Below are 22,020 nucleotides of genomic sequence, written 5' to 3'. Positions count from 1 at the left end.
TTTTTATGAATTTAAGTTAAAATAATATGATGAAGAGTTTTGTATTTAGTTTGATTGGTTTGGCATTGTTTTCTTGTAAAAATGAAATAAAAAATAAGGAAGAGGATAAGGAAGAGATTGTAAAAGATGATTCTGTAAAAGATGCGTCATCTGGTTTTGTATACAATCAAAACAATACAGATTCAGGATATAATGTTACTTATTTGCCTACATCGACAACAAATCAAATTGTAAAACACAAGTATTACACATTATCATACAACGAGAAATTCGAGCAGGCGGAATGGGTTGCGTATGAGTTAAAGAAAGAATATTTAAAAAACAACGATTTTAAAAGGCCATATTTTATTGAAGATCCAAAAGTAACCACAGGTTCTGCTGATTGGAGAAATTATAAAAAATCAGGTTATGATAAAGGCCATCTTTGCCCAGCCGGAGATATGGAGTTTGATAAAGATGCTTATAATGACACTTTTTACACATCGAATATTTCTCCTCAAAAACATGATTTTAATAGTGGAATCTGGAATAGATTGGAGCAGAAAACCCGTTATTGGGCAGAAAAGTACAATGATGTGTATGTTGTAACGGGAGGAATTTTGAAAGACTCGGATAAAAAAATAGGAACAGAAAAAGTATCTGTTCCTAAATATTTTTATAAAATCATTTTAGCTAAATCAGGTAAAGAACATAAAGCAATCGCTTTTTTAATTCCGAATGAAGATAGCGATAAGTCACTTTATGACTTCGTTGTTCCTATTGAAACTTTAGAAAAAATGACCGGAATTGATTTCTTTCCGAATTTGAAAAACTTAAAAAGTAGTAAGGACTTTTAAGTCAGCGATAGTTTGTGTTGGGTTTTCGGCTTTAAATACAAAGCTTCCTGCTACTAAAACATCTGCACCGGCTTCTACTAGTTGTTTTGCATTTTTGTTGGTTACACCGCCATCAATTTCAATAATTGTCGAAGCGTTTTTGCGTGTTATTAAAGCTTTTAGTTTTTTAACTTTATCGTAAGTATTCTCTATAAATGATTGTCCTCCAAAACCAGGATTTACACTCATAATACAAACTAAGTCAATATCATTAATTACATCTTCTAATAAATCGATATTAGTATGTGGATTAATGGCAACTCCAGCTTTCATTCCTTCCGCTTTAATGGCTTGTAAAGTTCTGTGCAAGTGTGTACAAGCTTCATAATGTACGCTTAAAATATTTGCTCCTAAATCAGCAAAAGTTTTAATGTATTTGTCCGGATCAACGATCATTAAATGTACATCGATTGTTTTTTTTGCATGTCTTGAAATAGCTTCAAGAACTGGCATTCCAAAAGAAATATTGGGAACAAAAACTCCATCCATAATATCAATATGAAACCAATCAGCCTGACTGTTATTGATCATTTCGATGTCACGTTGTAAATTGGCAAAATCAGCTGCAAGAACAGAAGGAGCAATAAGTGTATTCTTCATTGTGTGTAGTTATGTGTGTTGTTTTTTTGCAAAGGTAGATTTTAGTTTGCTTAAAATGAAATTTTTTCGAACCATTAAGTATTAAGAAAATTAAGCTTTGAATGCTTAATTGGCTTGTTTTTTAGATAATTAAAGATGTTTTCTTCAATGACTCTTAATATCTTAATGCTTGAAAAAGAAAATAAAAAACTCCGGTAATCAGCCGGAGTTTCAATCATCAATCAAAAAACGAACAGTCAATCAAACTGTTGTTTACTGTTTAGCCGAAAGTCAAATGTCTTAAAGTTAAAAGAGACTTTTGGACTTTATGAACTTTCTAACTTTAAGACTAAATTAGCCTAAATAAGTTTTAAGAATTTTACTTCTTGAAGTATGTTTTAATCTGCGGATTGCTTTTTCTTTAATCTGACGAACACGCTCACGAGTTAAGTCGAAAGTTTCTCCAATTTCTTCTAAAGTCATTGGGTGTTGATCTCCAAGACCAAAATATAAACGAACAACATCAGCTTCTCTAGGAGTTAATGTTTCTAATGAACGCTCAATTTCAGTACGTAATGATTCGTGAATTAACTCTCTGTCCGGGTTTGGAGATTCTCCAGAACGTAAAACGTCATAAAGGTTAGAATCTTCACCCTCAACAAGAGGTGCATCCATAGATAAGTGACGACCAGAGTTTTTCATAGACTCTTTTACGTCATTTACAGTCATGTCAAGTTCTTTTGCAATTTCTTCAGCAGAAGGTGGGCGCTCGTTAGATTGCTCTAATAATGCGTACATTTTGTTGATTTTATTGATAGAACCAATTTTGTTTAATGGTAAACGAACGATACGTGATTGTTCTGCCAAAGCTTGTAGAATCGATTGACGAATCCACCAAACTGCGTAAGAGATAAATTTGAAACCACGAGTTTCGTCAAAACGTTGAGCCGCTTTAATTAAACCTAAGTTTCCTTCGTTAATTAAATCAGGAAGTGTTAAACCTTGGTTTTGATATTGTTTAGCAACCGATACTACGAAACGTAGGTTGGCTTTTGTAAGTTTTTCTAAAGCTCTTTGATCACCAGCCTTTATTCTTTGTGCTAATTCTACCTCTTCATCAGCGGTAATTAGGTCAACTTTTCCGATTTCTTGTAGATATTTATCTAACGATGCAGTTTCACGATTAGTTACCTGCTTGGTGATTTTAAGTTGTCTCATTGTATTGTCTCCTTATTTTTTAAAGTGTACAAATGGTTATACGTAAAGAGTTACGAAAAAGTTACAACAAAATGATTTTTTTTTAAAAAAGTAAATCTACTTGTGTATTTATTTTGTCCATATAATAGTCTATTTTTCGAATAGCTCTATTAAAAAACATGTTTTGCTCCTTAATTCCAGACTGATTTAAAGGTTTTGAGTTGATAATTTGCTGTTTAAAAAACTGATGCACATTTTTGCAACTATCTTCATTATCAGTAATAAAATAGCCCAAAAGAGTATAAGGAACAAACATCATTAATTTTTCTCCGGTTTCAATCAGCATATTATTATTTAATAAAATAAGCTCATTATAATAAATTGTAAACTTGTTTTGTGGCTGATTAGATTTTTCCTGAATTAAATTTATTATTCTCTTTAAATCTTTACACAATGCATTGGCGTTTTTAAGATTTAATAATCCGGCTTCGTGAAAATATAATATTTGTTGTAAGCTACTATTGATGGTTGTGTCATTCCAGATTTCATTGACAGTTACATTTTCATATACATTTTTTAGTTTCTCCATGTATTCTGTAAAAGATTCATCAATAATAAAATTTTCAAAAGCAACCTTCTTCTGGTTTGTATTTAAAAGATTTATCCATACAAAAGCTTTAAATTTTGATAAAATAGTTCCATCCATAAAATAAAATAACGGAATATCTTTTGCAGAATAATAGAGCACGGTGTCTGGACTCTTGGTCAGTATCTGAATTTGTTCTGCCGATGTTTTGAAGTATTGTAACATGTCTTTCAATGTTTCGATTTCTATTGTTTTTTCGACAATAACTTTTTCTTCTTTCATGAATAAGTTATCTAAAGAGATACTGAAATGATTAGCCAATCTAATTGTTTCGTCTATAGAAAACTTACTTTTTCCGGATATTCTTCGATGCGAAGCATCATAGCTAATTTCCAGAACAGTTGCTATTTCATCAATTAAAGAAGCTGACTTTGAAATTTTGCTTCTAATTGCCTTCAAAAATAATTCTTGATATTTCATAATTTGCGATAATCACAAATATAATAAATATGTTTATTGATTTTAGCAATTTTACATGTGATAATTGCAATAGGTTTGTTCTGTAATTTTAAAAAGAGAACAAATATGAAAGCTAAATATTTCAATAAATCTGAAGAGGAAAAACTATTTTTTTCTACTTTAAAACAAAGAGTAAATGAAAAACTTAAGACTAAAACAGTTTCTTATGGAGATACGAAATTTTGGTTCAAAGGTATATTTTGGACACTAATCTGCTATCTGTCTTACGGGATGCTATTTTTGGATTCTATAAGCAAAATAAATTTTTGGGTCTTATATGTAATTTTTCAGTTATCGGGATTGTTAATAGGCTTTAGTTTTGGCCATGATGCATCTCATAACACTGCATTCAAAAGTAAAAAGGCAAATTCGATTTTGCATTTTTTTAGTTTTCTTACTGTAGGAATCGATCCGTTACTCTGGGGATTAAGACATATTCGATCGCATCATTTATATGCAAATGTAGAAGGAAGTGATATTGATATAGATAAAAATCCTTTTTTAAGATTGAGTCCAACTCATCCATGGAAACCAAAGCATAGATATCAGGCTTATTATGCGCCATTTGTTTATATGTTCACTTTGTTGCATTCTGTTTTTATGAGTGATTGGGTTTATTTATTTTCAAACGAATATAATTGGATGAAAAGAGGAGTTTCTAAAATTGATTTGTATATCAGGTTTATACTTTATAAAATATTTTATTTTTCTTTAGTTCTCGTTCTTCCATTATGGTATGCTAACTTTTCGTGGAGTTTTATAGTTGTAACTTATCTTACTGCCAGCGCTTTTACATCTATGGTATTTATTATTATGCTTGTTGGTACGCATTTTTTTGATGGTGCAGATTATCCTCAACCAGAAGGAGAGTTTCTTGAACATACTTGGGCCGTTCATCAACTTCATACGAGCTGTGATTGGGATGCAAATAAAGGTTGGGCAAGATTTTTAAGTGGTGGCTCAAATTGTCATGCAGCTCATCATCTTTTTCCTAATATCTGCCATACTAATTATAGCGAGATAAATGCAATAATTGAAGAAACTACAAAAGAGTATAAGCAGCCTTATCATCATAAAACACTATTTGAAATGATGTTTTCTCATTTTAAACATCTTCATAAAATGGGTAGAGCTTAATTATGATGAATAACTTTATAAAAATGGAAAAGCCCAATTCATTATTTGAATTGGGCTTTTTTAAGTATGAGATTTTCTTTTTAGAACTTAATTTTAATTTGCTGTCGAATCTTTTACTTCAAAAGTTTCTCTTAACGATACAGGGATTCCTTCATTTGTAAATCCCTCTAAATTTATTTCGAATGTTCCTGACACACCAGAAGTAAAGAAAGTAATTGTAGTTTCCGGGTTTTCTAAAGATACTTCCGGTTGCCAAAGCAACTGATATCTATAATCCGGAATTCTGTCATATTTCTCTTTGTCAGTATAATCTTGCTTGAATGCTGATATAGTATTCTGAGGCCTTTGGATTTCTGTTTTTAAAATATAATCTCCTTTAGCTGAAGTTATGTAATCATTATTTTTGGTCGTAAAGTTTATAATTCCGTTAAAAGCCTTTGGGCCATAAAAATATATACCCGGAACGATATTAACTTTATATATGTTTTCTGTTTTATAATTAAATAACTCGTTGACATTTTGAATTAATAACCCATCAACTAACACCAATGCTGGTTCAGAAAAATAATTCATATCATAATTCACATCCCTAACCCCTAAAGAGTAATTATTGTCTTTTTCACGGTAATATACTTCTTTTAGAACTTCTGTAATTGTTTCTTTCAAACTAGGAAACTTGGTATAATCGCTTAGTATATATTCTTTTGATAAAGGCTGGTAAAATGGGATTGCTTTTGAATTAGTAGGTATGCTGTCTTTTTTTAAAGAATAATAAGCATTCTCAATTTGATTCGCTATTGATCTTTGTTCGATGCTGTTTTTATAATCAGCAGTTAGGTTAAGCTCATCAGCAATTTTTAACTCAGACAACTTATTGTAACCTCTGTTATTGTCAATCTCTATTTTATAGTCATTTTTATCATTTTCGAAGACCTGAAAAATAGCGTTAGTGAAGTTTGGATCTTTATCCAGAATAAAGTTAAATCTTCCAAACTGGTTTGTTTTAGCAATTTTAAATGCAAAATCTTTACCAGGTAATGACAATGCTATATTTTTACCGGCAACCTGTTTTGGGTCTTTATTGTTTATAATAGTACCTGATATTATTTCTCCTCGAAGTTCGGGAAGAAATAGGATTGAATCTTTTAACGCATTTGTTAGTTCGTTAGTAGATTTAAATTTTACAAATTCAGAAGCAGTCATTTGTTTTTTAAACGGAAGATCATCAATTTTCTTTACAGAGATAGAGTAACTTCCTTTAAAATCTTTAGAAATAAATGATTTTATTTTTAAGGAAACTTGTTCTCTTTCCTGAAACGTTCTTTTATTAATTTCTATTGCGAAACCATTGTCTTTATCTGAATTTTCAGCAACTGAATTATTTCCTAAAGTTTCTGCTTGACTCTTTTGCGAGCGAGAATCTTTTGAAGAGGTTGCTTTTTTATTAACGATGTATGGATTAATTAATAAAAGATCAGTCGTATTGACTTTGTTGTCAATCTTGTTTAACATCCAATTTGTATAAACTATAAGCTTGTAACTGCCTGTTTCAATTGTTGTTGGTATAAAAAAATTACCTTGTCCTCTGCCGTTATCCAGATAAATTTTATTCGTAAAAATAATCTGGTTCTCATTATTAACAAGATCCACATATGCAATTTTGCTTATTTTACTGAAAGTATTGTTTACTGGGTTTAGACTATACAATTTACAGTGTAATGTTTCGCCCACAATTAATGTCGTATTGTTTAAATGAACAAAAATACTTTCATTAGTAGATTTACTTATAATTTCATTTTTGTTCGGCAAACGATTTTGTGCAATAGCGAATGTATGAATTGCTATTAGCATTATGATACTGGTTATTTTTTTTAATCTATCCAAAATAAAGGTTTAATGTTAGAGGAAATTTTAGTACAGTCGCCACAAGGTGCAGGAGTAAAAACATAAGAAGCACCTTTATTAAGAGTTGCATAATAGACATATTCTGTTCCAGACCCAGTAACTATCAAGTATATTTGCGGGCCTCTGCAAAATTTAGTTGTAAAGCAATTTGATAATTCTATTGTCTGACTGCAATCAGCAATAAACGGAGGATATGGATCGTCAATAAATATATCTCTGAACTTAAAAAAGATTCTTTTTGATGAAACTGATGATATTTCAAAATAACCAACTATTTTTTCGTCAGAATTGTCATTTGATTTTAAATTACCATAATTAAACCCCGGTTGAACTTGTGAGAATAGACTCTCAGAAGAGGAAAGTTTTTTTAAGGTACTGTAGTACGTGTAAGATGCTAAATTTTGAACATATTCACGAACTATGATGCTGTATTTCTCATAAAGCATCGGACTTTTTATATCTATAAAACGTATTGGCAAATTGATACGATCTTCGTTGAGACCAACATTGCTTATTAACATCAAATCGTCTGATTTATTTGTCGTAAAACATATTCTTGATTCGCTATTATCTCTAGGGACACTAAGATAAGTGAAGTCCGGACCCGGATTACTTGGATCTAAAATCAGTTTATTTGGCTTCCAATCGGGAGATACTATTTTATAGGTTTCATCATATTCGAATCTGTAAAATTGTGATTTTCCATTTGGATCATAGCTAGTAACAACTATTTGTACTCCTTTTTCTCCGTCTATTGTTTCGATTTTTGGTTCAACCTGAATTTCATTAATAGGAGTCAAAGTTTCAGATGACGAAGAATATGATTTTCCATCTTGAGTTGTAATGTTTAATTGATAAGTTCTTCCCAGAACTGCCTGAAAAGGTTTTTTTGAAATGTAAAGTCCAGAAAAATCTTCTGCTTCGAATTCATAAGTATTATTTTCACTATCGGTTACATAAACAATTGCTCCTTTTTCAAAAGTTGGTCCGTTTTCTTCAAGACGATATGTTCGGGTGATCTTTATTTCCTGTTTTTTTAATTCATTGGTAATATTTGCCTGTACCACGGGTATACTTTCAAATGTAGCGCTATTTTGAAAAATATATTGTTCTGTACAACTGCCAAGAGAAAGGCAAAGAAGTACAAAAACAAATTTCGAGCGGTCGATATGTCGAATTATAAATTTCATTAATTTCCGTAAATTTTTAACAATATAATTTATTGATACTACTTTTTTAATCTATCCAAAATAAAGGTTTAATGTTAGATGAAATTGAAGTGCAATCTCCACAAGGTGGAGGAACAAATATAATCGTTGCCAAATTATCTCTGTCTGAGTAATATACAAATGATGGGTTAGATGATCTTACTAAGGCCAGAATTGTATATCCTGAGCAATACTGAACCCAGCAGTTAGCTAACTCAACTGGTGTACAATCAACAAAAAATGGAGGAAAGTTGGGGTCATCAATAAAGATATCTCTAAAATTAAAGAAAATTCTTTTTGATGAAATAGATGATACCTCAAAATAACCTACTATTTTCTCGTTAGGATCGTCAGTTGATTTTAAATTTCCATAATTAAACCCTGGTTGAACTTGTGAAAAGAGACTTGTAGAAGTAGAAAGACTTTTTAATGTTTTGTAAAAAGTATATGATTCTAAATTTTGAACATATTGGCGTACTAAAATACTATATCGCTCACTAATAATAGGGTTTTTAATATCTATAAAACGTATTGGCAAATTAATTCTATCCTCACTTAAGCCTACTGTATTCAATAAGATTATATCGTCTGATTTTTTTGTTGAATAGCAAACTCTTGTTTCCTTATCTCTTGGAACCCTTAAGAAATTTGGCATTTGGCTTAAGTCATTAGGGTCTACTATGAGTTTGTTTGGTGACCAATAGGGAGATACTATTTTATATGTTTCTTCATATTCGTATCTGTAGAATCGCGATTTTGCACTTGGATCATTGCTGCTAACAACTATTTGGACTCCTTTATTACCATCAATAGTTTCAATTTTTGGTTCTACATTAATCTCATTAACAGTAGTTAAAGTTTCAGATGATGAAGAATATGATTTTCCGTCTGTAGTTGTAATGTTTAATTGATAAGATCTTCCAGAAACTGCCTGAAAAGGGTTTTTTGAAACATAAAGTCCGGAAAAATCCTCAATTTCAAATTCATAAGTATTACTTTCACTATCGGTTACATAAACGATTGCCCCTTTTTCAAAAGCTGGACCATTTTCTTCAAGACGATAGGTTCTGGTAATCTTAATTTCCTGTTTTTTTAATTCATTTGTAATATTTCCCTGAACTACCAGTATACTTTCGAATGTTTTGCTATTTTGAAAGACATATTGCTCTGTACAACTACCAACGGTAAGACAGAAAAGTATTAAAACAAATGTTTTATATAAAAGTTTGGTATGTCTAATTATAAATTCCATTTATTTTATATTAAAATTTAACATTGTAAGTTATGGTTGGGATAGGCACTGAAAAAATCGACGTTTTATATGCTTTTATCTCACCATTTGTTGTAACAAAAAATATAGAGTACGGATTGTTTCTTCCTAACAGATTATAGATTGATATATTCCAGAAACTATGTGATAACTTTTTAATTTTGTGATTTCCTTCGATATTAAAACCAACATCCAATCGATAATAATCTGGTATTCTAAATTTGTTTCTGTCACTATACAATGTATATTCTAAGCCGTTGTAAACATAACTACCAATAGGATAGGTAATAGGTCTTCCTGATTGATAGACAAAGTTACTTGATAAACTATACCTTTTTGTAAATTTATAATTTAACACAGCACTCACTTCATGAGGTTTGTCAAAATTCGTTGGAAAATACTTGCCGTTATTAACTTTTTCTTCGTTAAACGGACTGTCTGATTTTATAAATGTACGTGAATAAGTGTATCCAAGCCAGCCATTAAGTCTTCCTGCATTTTTTTTAAGCAATAATTCAACTCCATACGCTTTTCCTTCGCCTTGTAATAGTTGTGTTTCAGTGTTTTCCTTTAATAATAATTCAGATCCTACTTTATAATCCAGAATATTGTCAGATTTTTTATAGTAACCTTCAATACTTAATTCTATATTATCATTATCCAGATTTTTATAAAATCCTAACGAAAATTGTTGTGCATTTTGTGGAGCTATATTCAAGTCAGACAACTTCCATGAATCTGTGGGCGATTGGGTAGTATTATTTGTTAACAAATGAATGTATTGAAAAGTTTTATCATAACTTGCTTTTACAGAAAAATCATCAGTAAATAAATAACGCATAGCTATTCTTGGTTCAAAACCACCATATGTCTTAATAACTTCATTCTTTTTATAATATTGACTTCCAATTACTGTATTGTCATTAATCGGAGCATTGGTTTCATAAATTCTCTGTGTTGATTCACCTAGAGCTGAAAATGTTGAATAACGCAATCCAAGGCTGATTAATATTTTTTCGGTTAAAGTATAGTTGTCTGCAAAATAAATAGCAGATTCTAAAGCTTTTTCATCATCTATTTTTATTGGAATTATGGTCGATGCAGGGTCTTTAGGATTTAAATAACCCGGAGAAACATTATAAAGCTTGCTTGAAACACCATAATTAAATGCATGTTTATTATTAAACGTGTAATTTCCGTTTATAATAAATTGAGTTTCATTTAATTTATATCCATAATCAAAGGAATTTAATCCGCCATTGTCATAATCAATATTGAATTTATATTCACTATTTGTCAATATTAAGTCTAATTTGCTTTTGGAGTTAAATGAATGGTTCCATTTTAATGAAACTAATGCATTACTATATTTATAAACCGAATCTGAAGAGATGCTGAAACGATCTTTACTGTAATAGAATGTAGATTCAATATTATTATTAGGACTTATCTTGTGATTGTATTTTAGAATTCCATCAAAAAATGCTGCCTCACTATTTTTTAAAGATTCATCTTTGAGACTTTTTAAAATCCATTCAGAATACGTAGTTCTTACGCCAACCAATAAACTTGATTTATTTTTTATTATTGGAGTTCCGATAGAAAGATTGCTGGTTACAGATCCAATTCCTCCTTCTCCGGAAAATTTTTCAGGATTGCCATTTTTTGTTGTAATGTCAAAAACAGATGATAATCTTCCTCCAAATCTTGAAGGAATACTACCTTTATAAATATCTACTTTGCTTGTAGTGTATGGATTAACAGCAGAGAAAAATCCCAGAAAATGTGATGTATTGTATAGAACAGCATTATCTAAAAGTATTAAATTTTGATCGTCTTTTCCTCCTCTGACATTAAATCCTGCAGAACCTTCTCCAGTTGTTTTTATTCCGGGTAAAGTTGTAGCTACTCTAAAGATATCTCTTTCACCAAGCACTAAAGGAATGTTTTTTATCCCTTCAACATCAATACTTGAAACTCCTGCAATAACGTTTTTGACATTTTTATCTGCATTTTTCTTTATAATTACTTCGTCTAATTCATTTATATTTTCATAAAGACTTATGTCTAACTTACCATTATCATAAACCATAATAGCTTCTATGTCTTTTTTATGATTTATTGATTCTACTTCAATATAATTAAGGCCATACGGTACTTCAATAGTATAATAACCTTCATCATTAGTAATTGTGCTCGTGTTTTTATCACGTACCTTGATACTTACATTAGAAAGTACTTTATTTGTTTTTTTGTTTTTTATAAAACCTGAAATAGTGTATGATTTTGATTCTCCTGACTTTTTTTCTTTTCCAATGTAAGTTACGTTTGAAGCAACATTATTACTTATTGTATCATATTGCTGCTTAAATATTGGTTTTGCTGAAGTTTTGTTTTCCGTTTTATTAGTTTGAGAAATTGTTGGAGTTTCAAAATAATCGTTCGGCAACGTATCATAGATTATACTGTTTTTTGTTAAAATTATTTTTTTACCAGAAAAAAAATAATTAAAATCAGTTTTTTCGAAAATACTATTCAATAAATCTTCAACGGAGATATTATTATAACTTTTATTAATTATAATAGGATTAGTATTAAACCAATTCTGATCAAAGTAAAATTTATAACCTGTAGATTTTTCAATGTTTTCTAAAGCTGTTTTTATGTCAGCATTATTAAATTCGATTGATATTTTATTTGTTTTTTCCTGACTAAATGATAATGCATGAAAAGTTAATAAAAATAGGGCGAGTATAATTTTTTTCATTTTAATTGGAAGCATTAGGAAGAAGATTGTTTATTTCTTTTATTAAATTTTCAATAAAAAGTTTATTATCTGATTCCTCTAACTGACTGTTATTGTTATAATATTTTTTTATTTGGCCTTTATATTCAGGGAAAATTTTTATAACATCGCTTTTTGAACCTATTTTGTAGTATTCATTCTTGTACTTCAGTATAAATTCGTTTTTTTCTTTAAATCTATCTGATGAATTTGCATTACTTCCATCAGAGATTTTTTGAGCATCAATAACTTTTTCTCTTCTTTTATGATGTTTTATGTAAAGTGTGTTGTTCTTCGAAAAAACAATTTCCTGATAATAACCAGTCATGTAAGCAGGATGTTCAGGATTATTAATTTCGATATTAATGAATTTTTTGTTTTGAAGAGTAAAATAAGCAGTTTTTTCTTTGATTAGGTTTATGCCTAAATATTCGTATTCGCCAACAGATTTCAAAACTAAAAGGTCATTATTAACATCATATTTGAGGTTGAGGTTGTAATAATTTTGACCTTGATAATTGAGATTACCATTGCTGTAATCTTCTGAAATGTAATAACTATGGCTCTTGTCAAATGTTCTGTAAAAGTTTATATGACGTGGTCCATTATAAAGCTCTAAGTTTTCTTTGCCAACAGCTTTATCAAACCAATTGTACAAAGCGACGTCATTATTTGTTTGGCTGTGTATAGAGTAAATATTTATGAATAATCCAAATAAAATAAGGAATGCAGATTTTTTTTGATAATTTTTCAAAGGATTGTATGGTTTTAATGTTTTGTTTTGGTAATTTCAAAAGTATCAAAAAAATGTTACAAAAATTGAGTTAAGGTGTTAAATTGTAATATAATGTTTATGGTTTAAACGAAAAACCCCAATTCAAATAAATGAATTGGGGTTTTCTATGAATAAACCTTTAGTAAACTAAGATCTGATTACTCTTTTTTGTCCTCACGTGGAGGTCTTTGTAAAAGCGCTTTTCTTGACACTTTTTCTTTTTTCGTTTTAGGATCAACACCTAAGTATTTTACTTCGAATACATCACCCATGTTTACAACATCAGTAACATTTTCAGTACGTTCCCAAGCTAATTCAGAAACGTGTAATAAAACCTCATTTCCTGGTGCAGCAGTATATTCAACCACAGCTCCAAAATCTAACATTTTAATTACTTTTACTTCATAAGCTTCTCCCATTTGAGGTTTGAAAGTGATTGACTTAATTTTAGCCAATACTGCTTCAATTCCAGCAGGATCTGTACCTAAGATTTCGATAACACCTTGCTCATCAACTTCGTTGATTACAATAGTTGTTCCTGTAGCTTTTTGTAATTCCTGAATTACTTTTCCACCAGGTCCAATTAATGCTCCAATAAAGTTTCCAGGAATAGTTCTGGTAATGATTTTTGGTGCATGAGCTTTTACATCAGCTCTTGGTGCAGCAATAGTTTCAGTCAATTTTCCTAAAATGTGTAAACGTCCTTCACGTGCCTGCCCTAAAGCTTGCTCCATAATATCGTAACGTAAACCATCAATTTTAATGTCCATTTGACAAGCAGTGATACCGTCAGCAGTTCCGGTTACTTTAAAGTCCATATCTCCTAAATGATCTTCATCACCTAAAATATCAGACAATACAGCAAACTTCTCACCGTCAGTAATTAATCCCATAGCAATTCCAGAAACTGGTTTTACCATTTGAACTCCAGCATCCATCAAAGCCATTGTTCCGGCACAAACTGTAGCCATAGAAGAAGAACCGTTAGATTCTAAAACCTCAGAAACAATACGAATTGTGTAAGGACAATCAGCAGGAATCATGTTTTTTAAAGCTCTTTGAGCTAAGTTACCGTGACCAACTTCTCTTCTTGAAGTTCCTCTTAATGGTTTTGCTTCACCAGTTGAGAAAGGAGGAAAGTTATAGTGTAAGTAGAATTTCTCTTCACCTTGCTCAGATGGAGAATCGATTTGGTTTGCTTCTCTGGAAGTTCCTAAAGTTACTGTAGCCAATGCTTGAGTTTCTCCACGTGTAAATAAAGATGAACCGTGAACTCTTGGTAAATAATCAGTTTCACACCAAATTGGTCTGATATCTGTAGTTTTTCTACCATCTAAACGAACACCTAATTCTAATACTACATTACGAACAGCTTCTTTGTTTGTTTTGTAAAAATATTTAGAAACTAAATCTCCATCAGCAGCTAATTCTTCTTCTGTAAATAAAGCTTTTACTTCTTCTTTTACTTCAGCAAATGCAGCGGATCTTTCATGTTTAGCTGAACCAACTTTTGCAATATTATATATTTTATCGTATGCTGCAGCTTTTACTTTTTTGTAAATTTCTTCATTTTCTTTTTCACCTTCGTAAGTACGAATTTCTTTTTTACCAAAAGCAGCTTGCAAACGTAATTGTGCCTGAATTTGAACTTTAATAGCTTCGTGAGCAAATTTAATTGCCTCAACCATTTCAGCTTCTGAGATTTCTTTCATCTCTCCTTCAACCATTGCAACAGAATCCATAGAAGCTCCAATCATCATATCGATATCAGATTTTTCTAAATCTTCTCTGCTTGGATTGATAACAAATTTTCCGTCAATACGTGCAACACGTACTTCTGAAATTAAGTTATAAAAAGGAATGTCTGAAACTGCTAATGCTGCAGATGCTGCTAAACCAGCTAAAGCGTCTGGCATAACTTCTTCATCATGAGACATTAATTGAATCATAACTTGCGTTTCAGCATGGTAATCGTCTGGGAAAAGCGGACGTAAAACACGGTCTACTAATCTCATTGTTAATACTTCGCTATCACTTGGGCGAGCTTCTCTCTTGAAGAAACCACCAGGGAAACGACCTGCTGCTGCAAATTTTTCGCGATAATCTACCGTTAATGGTAAAAAATCTACCGCTGGGTTAGCGCTACGAGCTGAAACTGCTGTTGCAAGTATCATCGTGTCGCCCATTCTTACTACTACCGAACCGTCAGCTTGTTTAGCTAAACGACCCGTCTCGATTGTGATGCTTCTTCCATCACCTAAATCGATCTTTTCTACAAATAATTGTGGAATCATAATTTTTCCTTATTGGTTATACAATGGGTTTTAGTTGTGTTGTAGTTGTTGTGTGTAGTTGTTGTTAATCTAAAACCCAATGAAAAACCAAACTTTTTTTCTTATAAAATGCTTGTAATGTAAAAACAAAAAGAGGCACTTTCGCACCTCTTTTCTATATTGATTATTTTCTGATATTCAATACTTTGATAATCTCACGATATCTGTTGATCTCTTTCTTTTTCAAGTAATCTAACAAAGCTCTTCTTTTACCTACTAATAGTACAAGTGAACGCTCAGTGTTGTAATCGTGACGATTTTTTTTCAAGTGCTCAGTTAAGTGTGAAATTCTGTAAGTGAACAATGCAATCTGACCTTCTGCTTTTCCAGTGTTTGTTGCTTCACCGTGTTGTGCAAAAATCTCTTCCTTCTTTTCTTTAGTTAAATACATTCCAATATTATTTAATGATTTTTATGTATGTCATACATCCTTTGTAAGACGGGTGCAAAATTACATCTTTTTTCCGAAAAAATAAATTTAAACTTTGAAAATTTTAATAATTAATCAAATTCAGGTGTAAATAATCCTTTTTTGCTGATTTTAAAGTAGTTTGGTTTTAAATATAGCTATTTATGATTGGTTTCGAGGCTAATTATCAAACTAAAACTTATTTTAATTTAAGAACCTTTTTACCAGTTTGTTTTTCTGCTAAAGAAGAATAGGAAAGTTTTATATTGTTCTCGTCTACACTTGTTCCCGAAATTAGAATTCCCTGATCATAATTATCTGTAAATGAAACTTTGCGTAAAGCATCATTTCCTATCCAAACACCCTGTTTTAAACCGTTTTTAATAATTCCTTTTTGAGTTATAATGCCATCATTTTCCTCATATTCGCCATTTCCATCAACTACGGTTTGATTTTTATTTTCATCCCAAAAATTAAGAATTAAAGTTTGAGATGTTTTGGTTTTAGGATTCCACGAATTCTGTTTCTCAGATTTTTTACTTTGGTTTTCGTACCAATTAATTTCTTTGCCAACTTTATGATCTTCAGAATAATTTACAACAGATTCTTTCGATCCATTTTTAAAATAATAAATAAACTCTCCATCCTTTTTTAAAATGCCTTTATCTAAAGTGCAGCCCGTCATTTTTTTTCTTCCGTTTTTGTAAAAATCGGTTACAACGTAGCGCGCGCTTTTTTGAGAATAATTAGTTATTACTCTTGTGTAGACATAGTTTTCGGGTGTAGCTTCACGATTTAATGAGTCAAGGAAAATTTTCTTTGAAACAAGATTAATTTGCCCAAATAGATTGACTGAACTTATAAGAAGAAATATAATGAATACATTTTTTTTCATTCAGATCTATTTTTTTATACATTAAAAAAGGTCTTTTAGAATAACTTAGCAACCTCTTGATTCACAAACTCTAAAAATCTTTCGTCAGCTTCTGTAAAAGGATCTATAACGTGGCTATCAATATCAATTTGGCCAATATTCACTCCATTTACAAATAAAGGAACCACAATTTCAGACTTTACAGTAAAGCTACAAGCAATATAATTGTCTTGAGCAGCTACATCCGGCACAACAAAATTGGCATTGCTTTCAGCAACCTGTCCACAAATTCCTTTTCCAAAAGGAATAACAGTATGGTCGGTTTCAGCACCTACATAAGGGCCTAAGTGCAAAGTTTTGTTTTCGTGATTGGCAAAATAAAAACCAACCCAGTTATAATATTCAACGTTTTCGTTTAGTAATTGGCAGATAGTTAATAGTTTTTCGTCTCTAACTAGATTTGTGTCGGCTACAATAGCACTTATTTTTGGTTGTAATTCCTGAAATGTCATAGTATAAAAATTTTATACAAAAGTATTTAAAGCTGAACTCAAAAAAAGCATAAATTTGAAAAAAAAATCCTTTGAGAAAATATTTACTTCAATTTAAGCCGTTTTTAATTTTCATAAGCACATTTTTTGCTGCTTATATCTTACTTACAGTGGCTTATAGATATTATCTAAATAGTTTTGAAACAAATGATATCGACGGAATAAGCAATATTGTTGGTCGTAATGTCGATCAGCTAATGCACTTATTTAATTCTGATGTAAATATTTTTAAAAGCATTTCGAATCCTTGTCTTGAGGTTTGGTATAATAAAAAGTACACACTTAGAATTGTTGAAGGCTGTAATGCTGTAAGTGTTATTATTCTATTTATTTCTTTCGTAATTGCTTTTTCCGGAAAAATTAAAACAACGTTAATTTTTATTCTATTTGGAGGCCTTATTATATATGTATTAAATGTTATTCGAATTGCGTCATTAACGATTTTATTATTTCATTTTCCTGAAAAAGAACATATTTTGCACGGAGTTCTGTTTCCGTTAATAATTTACGGATTAGTTTTTCTTTTGTGGATTATTTGGGTGAATAAATTTTCAAAATATGCTAAATAAAATTCTGGAACATAAGTTGAAAATAATAATTGCAATCATAGTTGTTCTGTGTTTTGCCATTATTAGGGCTTTTGAAAGAGAATTGTTTTATGATCCTTTTTTGCCTTATTTTAGTGGTGAAATTAAAGATATGGCTTTTCCGCAAGTTGATGCTTTAAAACTCTTTGAAGGACTTTTATTCCGATATTTTTTAAACACTATTTTGTCAGTGTTATTGATTTATTCCTTATTTCAGGATATTGATATTGTTAAGTTTAGCATTTTTTTATATGTGTTTTTTTTAATATTTCTTTTAGGAATGTTTTTGGCAATTCTTAATTATTATCCTGATGGGAGCTGGCTTCTTTTTTATGTTAGAAGATTTATTATTCAGCCCATATTTGTCTTACTTTTTATTCCTGCATTTTATTATCAGCAGCAAAATCTTAAAAAATAACATTTTATTACATCTTTTTTCAAGTCTTTTAGATAGTTTTGCAATATGAAGTTAAGAAAGTGCACCGGATTATTTTTAGCGTTCCTATTGTTGGTTTCCAACATTGGGTTTGCTTTTGATGTGCATTATTGTGGAGGTAAAATTGCTTCCGTTTCTTTAAATACAACAGCTTCTGCCGCACCAGAAAAAAAATGCTGTGGCGCATCCGAAAAAAAATCTTCTTGTTGTAAAGACAAAGTGGTTCATTTTGAAAAAAAATCAGATGATGCTACTTTTAAAATATTCTTTTTTCAGATTGCTTTTCCTGCAGTAATTCAGGAATTTAAGCCAATTGCTTTTTTATCAATTCCGAATTTCAAGAGCAATCAAATCATTTCGTATTATTCTGATGCGAATGCGCCCCCCTTATTCAAGTTATACCATCAATATATTTTTTATTCCTGATTTTAATATTTAGAATCAAGCCATATATGGCTTGTATTACTTATTTGAATGTTTTTCACTTATTGAAAACTTCAGATATTCTAAATAATATTAAAATCATTTTCTATGCAAAAAAATATAACACTTTTTGTTATGCTTTTACTATCTGTTTCTGTGTTTTCGCAAGAAGATTTGGAAGAAGTAAAGATTACAAAAAAACAAAAAGGACTTAAAAAATCCTATACACTTACCTCTAATACAACTTTAGTTACAAGTAAAGAACTACTTAAAGCTGCATGTTGTAATTTGGCCGAAAGTTTCGAAACCAATCCATCAATAGATGTTAATTTCTCAGATGCTTTAACAGGAACCAAACAAATAAAAATGCTGGGTTTAACAAGTCCGTATTTGATGATTACCGAAGAAAATATTCCTTCCGTTCGTGGTGCCTCCCAAGCATATGGATTATCTTTTACGCCTGGAACCTGGATCGAAAGTGTTCAGATTACCAAAGGTGCCGGAAGCGTTATTAATGGTTACGAAAGTATTTCAGGCCAAATCAATACAGAACTTTTAAAACCTTTAAGTGATATTCCGTTTTTTCTAAACGCTTACGGATCTACAGATTCTCGTTTTGAACTTAATACCCATTTCAATAAAAAATTATCTGATAAATGGGCCACAAGTTTGTTTGTTCACGGAAATACACGCGTGGCAAAAAACGATATGAATAACGACGGATTTCTGGATAATCCATTAGGGAAACAAATTAATGTTTTAAATCGATATCAATATTATAATCCCGAAAGTGGCTTGGTAAGTTTTATCAATTTTAGATATATGAATGATAAAAAACAAACTGGCGAAGTTGATTTTGATAAAGACAGAGATCGTGGAACAACCAATCATTGGGGTTCAGAAATAAATACAGAACGTTTTGAAGTTTCTACAAAAATTGGATATGTTTTTAAAGATATGCCATATCAGAGTATTGGCTTTCAAAATGCTTTTAATAGCCATAATCAAGATTCTTACTTTGGTTTAAACCAATATGATATTAAGCAGAACAGTTTTTATTCGAACTTAATTTTCAATTCGATTATCAATAATACAATGCATAAATTTACAACGGGATTAAATTTTACGTATGATCAATACCAAGAGTTTGTGAATGTAAATGATTATAGCAGAATTGATAATTCGGTTGGAGCATTTTTTGAATACACTTACGATAATACCGATAATTTCAGTGTGATATTAGGCGGAAGAGTTGATAATCATAATAGATTAGGTTTTTTTGTAACACCGCGTTTGCATGTACGATACAATCCTTGGAAGGATGGGGTTCTTCGTTTTTCTGCAGGAAGAGGAAAACGTTCTGCTAATATTTTTGCAGAAAATCAACAGCTTTTTGCAAGTTCAAGAACTTTTTCGATTTTAGATAATAATGGAAAAATTTATGGTTTAAATCCTGAAATAGCCTGGAATTACGGCATTAGCTTTTCTCAGAAATTCAAAATTTTCAATAAAAATGCCGAAGCAGGTTTCGATCTTTACCGAACCGATTTTCAAAATCAGGCCGTTGTCGATGTAATGCAAAGTCCACAGCAAGTTTTGTTCTATAATCTAAAAGGAAATTCGTTTGCAAACAGTTTGCAGATAGAATTTAATTATGAGTTAATTCATAATTTGAATTTAAGAACAGCTTATAAATATTATGATATTCAAACCGATTATTTAAGAGGAACATTCCAACGTCCTTTACAGGCGAAACATCGTTTTTTAGGGAATCTTGAATATGAAACCAATTTGAATAATGATAAGCAATGGAAATTTGATTACACGTTTAATTGGTCAGGAAAACAACAATTACCTTACACCGCAACAAATCCTGTAGAAGATCAGTTTACCGATTTTTCACCTTCTTATGCTGTTATGAATTTACAGGTTACAAGAGTTTTTTCTTCTGTATTTGAGGTTTATATTGGTGGCGAAAATATCGGGAATTATAAACAAGAAAAAGCAATTTTAGGAGCCAATGATCCTTTTGGCCCTAACTTTGATGCTTCTGTAGCTTATGCTCCAATTTTTGGACAGATGTATTACGCAGGATTGCGATTTAAAATAAAATAGAAATCAATTTCAATAACAATAAATAATAAACAAAATGAAATCAGCGATTCACGAAAGCATAAGTAAAAATATAGCTTTAATACTAATGATCACCTTTTTAGGATTTTCAGCTCAGGCTCAAACTAAAAAGAACAAGAATTTAAAATACACGACAGAAGTAAACGGGAACTGTGAGCAATGCAAAAAGCGAATCGAAAAAGCTGCTTTTAGCGTTCCAGGCGTAAAAACTGCAAATTGGGATATTAATTCTCATCAGCTGACCGTTATATTAAACGAAGAGAAATGTTCGCCAACTGATTTAAATAAAGCGATTGCAAAAGTAGGTCATGATACCAAAGAAGTAAAAGCATCTCAGGAAGATTATGATAATTTGCATACGTGTTGTAAGTATGAGAGATAGCTATTTTTATAGCCCGGATTTTAATGTCCGGGCCTTTTTTGAATAGTTAATTTATCTTTAAAAAACCGTATTTTATTGTGGTTAAAGTAAATTATTGTTACTTTCACACACTATAAATGTAACCAAACCATTTTATGAATAATTTTGATTGGACCCAATTAATCAACCCTGAATTTTATATTACTTTAAGTATTGGAGGTTTTCAAATTGGTTTGTATATTGTTCTGTTTATAATTTTTGCTGAAACAGGGCTTTTCGCAGGTTTTTTTCTACCAGGAGATAGTTTGCTTTTTTTAGCAGGTATCTACAGTCGTGACCTAATTCAAAATGTGGTTTATATTCCTAATGATTTTCTAAACGTTTTTATACTTTCCGTTTTGGTAGCCGTTATGGGAGTTTTTGGAAACATGACAGGTTATTGGTTCGGTGCTAAAAGCGGATATTACTTATTTAAAAAAGAAGATACTTTCTTGTTTAAAAAGAAATATCTTTTACAATCAAAAGATTTCTTTGAAAAGTATGGTGGTAAAGCAATTATTTATGCTCGTTTTCTACCAATTTTCAGAACCTTTGCACCAATTATTGCCGGTATAGTTTCTATGGATAAAAAGAAATTTATGTTCTATAATATTTTGAGCTCATTTTTGTGGTCTTTCATATTAATTTTTTCAGGACATTATTTATATGGAGTATTCCTTAAACAAGGTATAGATCTAAAAGAACATATAGAATATATTATAATCATTATAGTTATAATCTCTACATTCCCGGTTTTACTTAAACTATTAAAGAAAAGACCAGTTGAAAAAATATAATGAGTAAAAAAATATAAAATAAAAAAAGTCCGAAGTTTTAAGCTTCGGACTTTTTTTATGGTATTCAGGTTTGAAATCCGTGTACTTAATGTTTTTTAATTTATATCTCAAAGTAGGATATGGAGCGATAATAATATATTGCCTTCCCACGGTTGAAACCGTGGGCTATGTTTTTAGAATGAAATTATAAGAATGATTTTCTATGTTATTTAATCAGGAAACATAATCTAATCTTGAAAAT

Annotated in this window: 20 protein-coding genes; 8 read left to right on the top strand and 12 right to left on the bottom strand. The window is 30.6% G+C overall.

The window, feature by feature from the left end; genetic code table 11:
• Positions 1-26 precede the first annotated feature (26 nt).
• Positions 27-836 (top strand): DNA/RNA non-specific endonuclease, encoded by an 810-nt coding sequence (locus tag GKZ86_RS03050; RefSeq protein WP_370456748.1) that lies wholly within the window; start codon positions 27-29, stop codon positions 834-836.
• Here GKZ86_RS03050 and rpe read toward each other — a convergent pair.
• From rpe to GKZ86_RS03035, 3 genes are all read right to left on the bottom strand, one after another.
• The gene (gene rpe / locus GKZ86_RS03045; RefSeq protein WP_154781631.1) at positions 813-1,475 is read right to left on the bottom strand and encodes a ribulose-phosphate 3-epimerase; all 663 of its coding nucleotides are present in this window, start codon (positions 1,473-1,475) and stop codon (positions 813-815) included. The genes GKZ86_RS03050 and rpe overlap by 24 nt on opposite strands.
• A gap of 333 nt (positions 1,476-1,808) precedes the next feature.
• On the bottom strand, positions 1,809-2,672 hold the full coding sequence (locus GKZ86_RS03040; RefSeq protein WP_007804760.1) for an RNA polymerase sigma factor RpoD/SigA: 864 nt from the start codon (positions 2,670-2,672) through the stop codon (positions 1,809-1,811).
• A gap of 82 nt (positions 2,673-2,754) precedes the next feature.
• Positions 2,755-3,717 carry a hypothetical protein gene (locus GKZ86_RS03035; RefSeq protein WP_154781630.1) on the bottom strand — a complete coding sequence of 321 codons (963 nt, stop codon included), beginning with the start codon at positions 3,715-3,717 and terminating at the stop codon, positions 2,755-2,757.
• A 105-nt stretch (positions 3,718-3,822) separates the two neighbouring features.
• Here GKZ86_RS03035 and GKZ86_RS03030 point away from each other — a divergent pair, with 105 nt between their 5' ends.
• A complete protein-coding gene (locus GKZ86_RS03030) occupies positions 3,823-4,893 on the top strand; it encodes a fatty acid desaturase (protein ID WP_154781629.1) in 1,071 nt (356 codons plus the stop codon).
• A gap of 93 nt (positions 4,894-4,986) precedes the next feature.
• On the opposite strand, the gene GKZ86_RS03025 is transcribed toward GKZ86_RS03030, so the two are convergent.
• From GKZ86_RS03025 to GKZ86_RS02985, 9 genes are all read right to left on the bottom strand, one after another.
• A complete protein-coding gene (locus GKZ86_RS03025; protein ID WP_154781628.1) occupies positions 4,987-6,744 on the bottom strand; it encodes a hypothetical protein in 1,758 nt (585 codons plus the stop codon).
• A gap of 20 nt (positions 6,745-6,764) precedes the next feature.
• Positions 6,765-7,988, bottom strand: a complete 1,224-nt coding sequence (locus tag GKZ86_RS03020; protein ID WP_154781627.1) for a DUF4249 domain-containing protein — start codon at positions 7,986-7,988, stop codon at positions 6,765-6,767.
• A 46-nt stretch (positions 7,989-8,034) separates the two neighbouring features.
• Positions 8,035-9,258 carry a DUF4249 domain-containing protein gene (locus GKZ86_RS03015; protein WP_154781626.1) on the bottom strand — a complete coding sequence of 408 codons (1,224 nt, stop codon included), beginning with the start codon at positions 9,256-9,258 and terminating at the stop codon, positions 8,035-8,037.
• Between the two features lie 10 nt (positions 9,259-9,268).
• Positions 9,269-12,043: a TonB-dependent receptor domain-containing protein gene (locus GKZ86_RS03010; RefSeq protein ID WP_154781625.1), complete on the bottom strand. Its 2,775-nt coding sequence runs from the start codon at positions 12,041-12,043 to the stop codon at positions 9,269-9,271.
• Between the two features lies 1 nt (position 12,044).
• The gene (locus GKZ86_RS03005; RefSeq protein WP_154781624.1) at positions 12,045-12,815 is read right to left on the bottom strand and encodes a hypothetical protein; all 771 of its coding nucleotides are present in this window, start codon (positions 12,813-12,815) and stop codon (positions 12,045-12,047) included.
• 179 nt (positions 12,816-12,994) lie between these two features.
• The gene (locus tag GKZ86_RS03000; protein ID WP_154781623.1) at positions 12,995-15,130 is read right to left on the bottom strand and encodes a polyribonucleotide nucleotidyltransferase; all 2,136 of its coding nucleotides are present in this window, start codon (positions 15,128-15,130) and stop codon (positions 12,995-12,997) included.
• Positions 15,131-15,293: 163 nt separating this feature from the next.
• The gene (gene rpsO / locus GKZ86_RS02995) at positions 15,294-15,560 is read right to left on the bottom strand and encodes a 30S ribosomal protein S15 (RefSeq protein ID WP_055097227.1); all 267 of its coding nucleotides are present in this window, start codon (positions 15,558-15,560) and stop codon (positions 15,294-15,296) included.
• 217 nt (positions 15,561-15,777) lie between these two features.
• On the bottom strand, positions 15,778-16,473 hold the full coding sequence (locus GKZ86_RS02990; protein ID WP_154781622.1) for a hypothetical protein: 696 nt from the start codon (positions 16,471-16,473) through the stop codon (positions 15,778-15,780).
• Positions 16,474-16,508: 35 nt separating this feature from the next.
• A complete protein-coding gene (locus tag GKZ86_RS02985) occupies positions 16,509-16,964 on the bottom strand; it encodes a GAF domain-containing protein (RefSeq protein ID WP_154781621.1) in 456 nt (151 codons plus the stop codon).
• Positions 16,965-17,035: 71 nt separating this feature from the next.
• Between GKZ86_RS02985 and xrtF the strand changes: the two genes are divergently transcribed.
• From xrtF to GKZ86_RS02955, 6 genes are all read left to right on the top strand, one after another.
• Positions 17,036-17,572, top strand: coding sequence for an exosortase family protein XrtF (gene xrtF, locus GKZ86_RS02980; RefSeq protein WP_154781620.1), 537 nt, complete (start codon positions 17,036-17,038; stop codon positions 17,570-17,572).
• Complete coding sequence (locus tag GKZ86_RS02975) at positions 17,562-18,008, top strand: exosortase F system-associated protein (RefSeq protein ID WP_154781619.1); 447 nt, start codon at positions 17,562-17,564, stop codon at positions 18,006-18,008. Before xrtF ends, GKZ86_RS02975 begins: the two co-directional genes overlap by 11 nt.
• A 45-nt stretch (positions 18,009-18,053) precedes the next feature.
• Positions 18,054-18,452, top strand: a complete 399-nt coding sequence (locus tag GKZ86_RS02970) for a hypothetical protein (RefSeq protein ID WP_154781618.1) — start codon at positions 18,054-18,056, stop codon at positions 18,450-18,452.
• 105 nt (positions 18,453-18,557) lie between these two features.
• A complete protein-coding gene (locus GKZ86_RS02965) occupies positions 18,558-20,564 on the top strand; it encodes a TonB-dependent siderophore receptor (protein ID WP_154781617.1) in 2,007 nt (668 codons plus the stop codon).
• Positions 20,565-20,598: 34 nt separating this feature from the next.
• Positions 20,599-20,964 (top strand): heavy-metal-associated domain-containing protein, encoded by a 366-nt coding sequence (locus GKZ86_RS02960; RefSeq protein ID WP_154781616.1) that lies wholly within the window; start codon positions 20,599-20,601, stop codon positions 20,962-20,964.
• A gap of 134 nt (positions 20,965-21,098) precedes the next feature.
• Positions 21,099-21,779, top strand: coding sequence for a DedA family protein (locus tag GKZ86_RS02955; protein ID WP_154781615.1), 681 nt, complete (start codon positions 21,099-21,101; stop codon positions 21,777-21,779).
• Positions 21,780-22,020: the final 241 nt, after the last annotated feature.

The organism is Flavobacterium sp. LC2016-13, assembly GCF_009707955.1.
Lineage (GTDB): Bacteria > Bacteroidota > Bacteroidia > Flavobacteriales > Flavobacteriaceae > Flavobacterium.
Note: the sequence above shows the minus strand (reverse complement) of the source record. Positions and strands in the feature narration are given on the sequence as shown.